Source organism: Kitasatospora sp. NPDC059146 (assembly GCF_042786665.1).
Lineage (GTDB): Bacteria > Actinomycetota > Actinomycetes > Streptomycetales > Streptomycetaceae > Kitasatospora.
Genome location: NZ_JBHZCY010000223.1, coordinates 1 through 7426, shown reverse-complemented (window position 1 = coordinate 7426; position 7426 = coordinate 1). Strand labels below are relative to the sequence as shown.

Genomic DNA, 7426 nt, shown 5'->3' with positions numbered 1-7426 from the left:
GGCGCCCCGCGTCCCGGTGGCGACCGTCCGCGTCCGGCCGGTGCTCCCGGTGCCGACCGTGGCGCCCCGCGTCCCGGTGGCGACCGTCCGCGTCCGGCCGGTGCTCCCGGTGCCGACCGTGGCGCCCCGCGTCCCGGTGGCGACCGTCCGCGTCCCGCCGGTGCCCCGGGTGCCGGTGCGCCGCGTCCCGGTGGCGCTCCGCGTCCCGACGGCATGCCGCGTCCGGCCGGTCCGCGCCCCGGCGCCCCGTCCCCGTCCGGCATGCCGCGTCCGAACCCGGGCATGATGCCGCAGCGTCCGGCTCCGGGCCCGCGTCCGGGCCCCGGCGGCCGTGGCCCCGGTGGCCCCGGCGGCCGTCCGGGTGGTCCGGGTGGCGCCGGTGGCGCCCGTCCGGGCTTCCAGGGTCGTCCGGCCGGTCCGGGCTCGCGTCCGGCCGGTGGCGGCGGCTTCGGCGGTCCGCGTCCGGGTGGCGGCGCCCCCGGTGGTGGCGGCGGCTTCGGCCCCCGTCCCGGCGGCTTCGGCGGTCGTCCCGGTGGCCCGGGTGCCCGTGGTGGCACGCAGGGTGCCTTCGGTCGTGGCCCGGGCGGTCGCCCGGCTCGCGGTCGCAAGTCGAAGCGGGCGAAGCGCCAGGAGTACGAGGCCATGCAGGCCCCGTCCGTCGGCGGTGTGATGCTGCCTCGCGGCAACGGCCAGACCGTTCGCCTGTCGAGCGGCGCCTCGCTGATGGACTTCGCGGAGAAGATCAACGCCAACCCGGCCGCGCTCGTCTCCGTCATGTTCAACCTCGGTGAGATGGTCACCGCGACCCAGTCGGTCTCCGACGCGACCCTCGAGCTGCTGGCCGGCGAGATGGGCTTCCAGCTGGAGATCGTCAGCCGGGACGACGAGGACCGCGAGCTGCTGGAGTCGTTCGACATCGACTTCGGTGCGAACGAGGGCGACGAGGACCAGCTGGCCCCGCGCCCGCCGGTCGTCACCGTCATGGGTCACGTCGACCACGGTAAGACCCGACTGCTGGACGCGATCCGCAAGTCCAACGTGGTGGCCGGCGAGGCCGGTGGCATCACCCAGCACATCGGTGCCTACCAGGTGGCGACGATCGTGAACGGCGAAGAGCGCCCGATCACCTTCCTCGACACCCCGGGTCACGAGGCGTTCTCCGCCATGCGTGCCCGTGGTGCCAAGTCCACCGACATCGCGATCCTGGTGGTCGCGGCCAACGACGGTGTCATGCCGCAGACGGTCGAGGCGCTCAACCACGCCAAGGCCGCCGGTGTGCCGATCGTGGTCGCGGTCAACAAGATCGACGTCGAGGGCGCCGACCCGACCAAGGTCCGCGGCCAGCTGACCGAGTTCGGTCTGGTGGCGGAGGAGTACGGCGGCGACACCATGTTCGTCGACATCTCCGCGCGCCAGGGTCTGAACATCGACCAGCTGCTGGAGGCCGTGGTCCTGACCGCGGACGCCTCGCTCGACCTGCGGGCCAACCCGGAGCAGGACGCGCAGGGTATTGCGATCGAAGCCCACCTGGACAAGGGCCGCGGCGCCATGGCGACCGTCCTGGTCCAGCGCGGTACCCTCCGCGTCGGTGACTCGATCGTCGTGGGCGACGCCTACGGCCGCGTCCGCGCCATGCTGGACGAGAACGGCAACAACCTCGCCGAGGCCGGCCCGTCCCGCCCGGTGCTGCTGCTCGGTCTGACCTCGGTGCCCCGCGCCGGCGACAGCTTCATCGTCGTCGACGAGGACCGCACCGCCCGCCAGATCGCCGAGAAGCGCTCGGCCCGCGACCGCAACGCCGCCTTCGCGCAGCGTCGGGTCCGGGTGTCCCTGGAGGACCTGGACAAGGCCATCGCCGCCGGCTCCATCGAGCAGCTCAACCTCATCATCAAGGGTGACGTCTCCGGTTCGGTCGAGGCCCTCGAGGACGCCCTCGTCAAGCTGGACGTGGGCGAGGAGGTCGAGCTCCGGGTGCTGCACCGCGGCGTCGGTGCGATCACCGAGTCCGACGTCGACCTGGCGATGGGCTCGGACGCCATCATCATCGGCTTCAACGTGCGCGCCGAAGGCCGTGCGCGCACCGCGGCCGACAAGGAAGGCGTGGACGTCCGGTACTACTCGGTCATCTACCAGGCGATCGAGGAGATCGAGAACGCCCTCAAGGGCAAGCTCAAGCCGGAGTACGAGGAGGTGCGCCTCGGCGCCGCGGAGATCCGCGAGGTCTTCCGCTCTTCCAAGTTCGGCAACATCGCCGGTGTCCTGGTCCGCGACGGCATCATCCGCCGCAACACCAAGGCCCGCCTGCTGCGCGACGGCAAGGTCGTGGCGGAGAGCCTCACCATCGAGGGTCTGCGCCGCTTCAAGGACGACGCGACCGAGGTCCGCGAGGGCTTCGAGGCCGGTGTCACCCTGGGGTCGTTCAACGACATCAAGGTCGACGACATCATCGAGACCTACGAGATGCGCGAGAAGCCGCGCGGCTAGTCGGTGTCAACCGGGGTCGGTCGACGGGTGGTATTTCCGTCGACCGGCCCCGGTCTCGCTGTGTAGGGTCCTGGGGTGTCGGCCGGTTCCGCGCCGACATCCCGAGGCCTTCCAGGTCGGCGAGACCTGTCATACATGTTCGTGGGAACACTCACCTTCGACCTGCTGCTGGGCGACGTCCACTCGCTCAAGGAGAAGCGTTCGATCGTGCGGCCGATCGTGGCCGAACTGCAGCGCAAGTACAGCGTGTGCGCTGCCGAGACCGGGAACCAGGACCTGCACCGCCGGGCCGAGATCGGCCTCGCGGTGGTCGCCGGCGAAGCCGGGTACGTCACCGAGGTCCTGGACAGCTGTGAGCGGTTGGTCGCCGGCCGCCCCGAGGTGCAGCTCCTCTCCGCGAGGAGGCGCTACCACAACGACGACGACGAATGAGGACCGTGGAGCCGGTCGGCGGAAGTCGCCGTTCTCACACGGATCAGGACCGAGAGCGCCCGCAAGGCCGGGCGCGGGCCGGTACTTTGGGGCGTGGGCCCCGACGGGTGCGCAGTTCTCCCGGGTACCGGGCCCATTGCACGAGGAGGCAACGTGACCGACACCGCTAGGGCGCGCAAGCTCGCCGACCGCATCCAGGTGGTCGTCGCCCAGACCCTGGAGCGGCGGGTCAAGGACCCGCGACTGGGGTTCGTGACCATCACCGACACCCGGGTGACCGGCGACCTGCGCGAGGCCACCGTCTTCTACACCGTCTTCGGTGACGACGCCGACCGCGAGGCCACCGCGGCCGCGCTGGAGAGCGCCAAGGGCGTGATCCGCTCCGAGGTCGGCAAGATCGGGGTGCGCTTCACCCCGACGCTGACCTTCGTCGCGGACGCGCTGCCGGAGAACGCCCGGAACATCGACGACCTGCTCGACCGGGCCAAGGCCATCGACGCGGCGGTGCGCACCACCGCCGCGGGCGCGACCTACGCCGGCGACGCGGACCCGTACAAGGTCCCGGCGGCCGAGCGTGACGACGAGGACGAGTAGACATGGCGGGTGAGCCGGCGCAGGCCGCCTCGCGAGCCGGATCGACCACGGGGGCGTCCTCCACCAGCACGGTGGAGGGTGCCCTCGCGGCGCTCCCCGGCCCGCGTGCCGAGGAGAGCGGCTTCGAGCTGGTCTGGCAGCAGGTGGTGGCGGAGATCGGGCGGGCCCGCTCGATCGACCTGATCTGCCACATCTGCCCGGACGGCGACGCGCTGGGCTCCTCGCTGGCGGCGGCCCTGGCGCTGCGCGCGCTCGGCAAGCGGGTGCGGGTCTCCTTCGGCGACGACCCGCAGGTCGTGCCCGAGTCGCTGGCCTTCCTGCCCGGCCAGGAGCTGATCGTGCCGGCCTCCGAGGTGCCGGACGTGCCCGAGCTGGTGCTCTGCTTCGACGTCGCCGCGCAGAGCCGGCTGGGGCTGCTGCACGACAAGGCCTTCGCCGCGCCCGTCCTGGTGGTGTTCGACCACCACGCCTCCAACCCGGGCTTCGGCACCCACCAGCTGATCGACCCGACCGCGCCGGCCACCGCCGTCCTGGTGGACGAACTGCTGCGCCGGCTCGGCGTCGAGCTCGACCAGGAGCTGGCCACCTGCCTGTACACCGGGGTCGCCACCGACACCGGCTCCTTCAAGTACCGGGCGACCACGCCCGCGACCCACGAACTCGCCGGGCGGCTGCTGGCCACCGGCATCCGGCACGACCTGATCTCCCGGCAGCTGTGGGACACCTCCTCCTTCGGCTACCTCAAGGTGCTCGCGGCCGCCCTGGACCGGGCCGTCTACGAGCCGGAGGCGGCCGACGGGCTGGGCCTGGTGTGGACCTGGGTGCCCTACCAGGACCTGGCGCTGTTCAGCGTCACCGTCGAGGAGATCGAGGGGCTGATCGACATCCTGCGGCGGCCGGCCGAGGCCGAGGTGGCGCTGGTGCTCAAGCAGGACCCGGACGGTACGCTGCGTGGCTCCTCCCGCTCCAAGGGCGCGGTGGACGTCGCCGCGGCCTGTGGTGAACTGGGCGGGGGCGGGCACGTCTTCGCGGCCGGGTTCGCCGCCCGGGAGGACGTCGCCGCGGTGGTCGAGCGGTTCCGGGGCGCGCTGCGGCCGCTCCACTGACCTTCCCGTAGAGCAACTCCCGCACGTACCGGAGAAAGAACCCGATGAAGCGCAAAGGCACCGGCCCGGACGGCCTGGTGATCGTCGACAAGCCCGAGGGCATCACCTCCCACGGGGTCGTCGCCAAGCTGCGGTGGCTGGCCGGGACCAGGAAGGTCGGGCACGCCGGCACGCTGGACCCGATGGCCACCGGCGTGCTGGTGATCGGCGTCGAGCGGGCCACCCGGCTGCTCGGCCACCTGATGCTGACCGCCAAGACCTACGAGGCGACCGTCCGGCTCGGCCAGACCACCGTGACCGACGACCGCGAGGGCGAGGTCACCGCCTCGGCCCCGGCGGACGGCGTCACCCGGGAGGCGATCGACGCCGGGATCGCGGCGCTCACCGGCGAGATCATGCAGGTGCCGTCCAAGGTCAGCGCGATCAAGATCGACGGCAAGCGGTCGTACGCGCGGGTGCGCGAGGGCGAGGACTTCGAGCTCGCCGCCCGGCCCACCACCATCCACTCCTTCACCGTGCACGCGCAGCGCGCGGCGGTCGCCGAGGACGGCACGCCGGTGATCGACCTGGACGTGACCGTGGAGTGCTCCTCCGGCACCTACATCCGGGCGCTGGCCCGCGACCTGGGCGCCGGGCTCGGCGTCGGCGGGCACCTGACGGCGCTGCGCCGCACCAAGGTCGGGCCGTACGGGGTGGAGTCGGCGCGCACCCTGGAGCAGCTGGAGGAGTCGGTCACCGGCGACTCCGCCAGCGGGCTGGAGGTGCTGCCGATCGGGGCGGCCGCGGCGGCCGCGTTCCCGCGCTGGGACCTGGACGAGGCCTCCGCGGAGAAGCTGTCGCACGGCTCCCGGCTCAAGGCGCCCGGGCTGGGCGTGGACGGGCCGATCGCGGTGTTCGGGCCGGACGGGCGCTTCCTCGCGCTGGTCGAGGAGCAGGGCGGCCAGGCGAAGCCGGTCGCGGTGTTCGTCGGCTGAGCCGGCCCGTCCGTCGGACCGCAGACCCCCGTCGGGAGCCCTCCCGGCGGGGGTTCCGCGTCCGGTCCCGGGTTCCCCCGGCGGGGTCCTTCACCCGAACGGTGGGCTTCACCCGCACGGGGGAGCGCGCGAGGTGAACCGCCGTGGTGAACGGCGCGGGCGCGGTCGGGGCGCCCCTGCGGGGGGCAGGCTCCCGGCGGCGAGCGGGCGACGGGCCCGCTCGACGGGTGAGGGGGCTCCATGCCGGGGTTTGCGGAGGGCGATCCGGGGCGGTACCTGCTGCGGATCCGCGACCTCAACGGGCGGCTGCACGGCTTAGGGTTCGCCGCCGACCCGCAGGGCTGGGTGCTCACCGCGCACGAGGCCGTGGCCGGCCTGGACCGGCTGGTGCTGCACACCCCCGGCGGACAGACCAGGGTGCTCGACGCCGACGCGGTGCTGCCGCTGCCCGAGCACGGGCTCGCGCTGCTGCGCACCGACGCGGTCGGCGGGCTGCCCGTTCCGCCGCTGCCGGTGGCCGCGGTGGGCGCCGGGCACGAGGTGCTGCTGCCCGCCCTGACCGGCGAGGACGGCCGGGCGGTGGTGCTGCGCTGCGGACTGCTGGGCGTCGGCGGCGCCGCGTACGGTGGCCACCTGCTGGCCGGGGTGCCGGTGCTGGACGTGCCCGCGGTGGCCGGGGTCGTGGTGCCGGCCGGCTCACCGGTGCTGGACGCCCGCAGCGGCGCGGTGGTGGCACTGGCCGCGCCGGCCCTGCGCGGACCGCAGTACGGGGGAGCGCCGTACGGCGGGGCGGCCGGTACCGGGCCGTACGGCGGGGCGCTGTGGGCGGTGCCCGCGGGGGGCGGCGCGGTGGTCGCGCCGGCGCTGGCCGAACTGCTGGAGCGCAACGCGGCGACGGTGCCCGGGTACGGCCCGGCGCTGAACCTGGCCGGGGTGCTGCGGCTGACCGCCGCCCAGCTGGCCGCCGCCGGGGCCGGGCCCGGCCGGGTGGCCGGGCTGGCCGCCGACCGGGTGGACCGGCCGGACGGCCTGGCCGGGGACGAGCCGGAGGCGACCGTCACCGCCCTGGTCGGCGCCCCCGGCAGCGGCCGCTCCACCGAACTGGCCGCCCTGGCCGCCCGCCGCTGCGACGGCGCCCGGCCGCTGCCCACCCTCTGGCTGCGCGGCGCCGACCTGCGCGCCGAGGACCGCTCGCTCGCCGAGGCGGTGGAACGGGCGCTCGCCGCCGCCGCGGCCGAGCTCGGCACCCCGGCGCCCGCGCCGGAGCCGGTGGCGGCGCTGTGCGCGGCGGCCGGACGCCCGCTGCTGGTCGTCCTGGACGGTCCCGAGGAGGCCCCGGCCGAACCGGACCCGCGCTGGCTGCGCGGCGCCGGGCAGTGGCTCACCGGCTGCGGCGCACGACTGCTCACCGCCTGCGGCGAGGAGCTCTGGGAACGGCTGGCGGCCGAGCCCTGGGGCAGCGGCGCCGCGGGCGTCCCCCGCCCGGCGGAACCGGGCCCGGACGGCGACCTGGCCAGCGCCCCCACCGTCCGGATGGACGGCGGCGGGCCCGGCACCCCGACCCTGGCCGGGCACCGGCTGGGCCCGCTGCCCGCCGAGGCGGCCGAGCGGGTGCGCCGCCGCTACGGGCTGCCGCCCGGCCGCCCGGCCGCCGCCGAGGACGCCCGGCACCCGCTGGCCGTCCGGCTGGCCGGCGAGCTGTGGGCGCAGGGCCTGCACGACGGGCCGGCGCTGCGCAGCGAGCTGTTCGGCGCCTTCCTGGACCTGCGCTGCCTGCGGGTGGCCCAGCGGCTGGCCGAGGACGGCCGCCCGCGCCGCCCGGGCGCCCACCGCCGG

5 protein-coding genes and 1 pseudogene are annotated in these 7426 nt (G+C 74.9%); all 6 read left to right on the top strand.

Annotated features, from left to right (window positions below; all coding sequences use genetic code 11):
- Positions 1-2484 (top strand): translation initiation factor IF-2 (gene infB, locus ACFXPX_RS42985; protein ID WP_380645032.1); only part of this gene is annotated, 2484 nt, incomplete at its 5' end.
- 135 nt (positions 2485-2619) lie between these two features.
- Positions 2620-2916 (top strand): DUF503 domain-containing protein, encoded by a 297-nt coding sequence (locus ACFXPX_RS42980; protein WP_030311386.1) that lies wholly within the window; start codon positions 2620-2622, stop codon positions 2914-2916.
- Between the two features lie 153 nt (positions 2917-3069).
- Positions 3070-3510, top strand: coding sequence for a 30S ribosome-binding factor RbfA (gene rbfA, locus ACFXPX_RS42975; RefSeq protein ID WP_375896992.1), 441 nt, complete (start codon positions 3070-3072; stop codon positions 3508-3510).
- Between the two features lie 2 nt (positions 3511-3512).
- Entirely contained in the window at positions 3513-4616 is a 1104-nt protein-coding gene (locus ACFXPX_RS42970) for a bifunctional oligoribonuclease/PAP phosphatase NrnA (RefSeq protein WP_375896990.1), read from the top strand.
- A 44-nt stretch (positions 4617-4660) separates the two neighbouring features.
- Positions 4661-5590 (top strand): tRNA pseudouridine(55) synthase TruB, encoded by a 930-nt coding sequence (gene truB / locus ACFXPX_RS42965; protein ID WP_380526642.1) that lies wholly within the window; start codon positions 4661-4663, stop codon positions 5588-5590.
- 240 nt (positions 5591-5830) lie between these two features.
- A pseudogene (locus ACFXPX_RS42960) lies at positions 5831-7426 on the top strand (hypothetical protein); the annotation flags it as partial.

What these genes read in the sequence shown, in the direction of transcription:
- ACFXPX_RS42980 (WP_030311386.1), top strand. Translation starts at nt 2,620, where the DNA reads ATGTTCGTGGGAACACTCACCTTCGACCTGCTGCTGGGCGACGTCCAC.
- ACFXPX_RS42970 (WP_375896990.1), top strand. Translation starts at nt 3,513, where the DNA reads ATGGCGGGTGAGCCGGCGCAGGCCGCCTCGCGAGCCGGATCGACCACG.
- truB (WP_380526642.1), top strand. Translation starts at nt 4,661, where the DNA reads ATGAAGCGCAAAGGCACCGGCCCGGACGGCCTGGTGATCGTCGACAAG.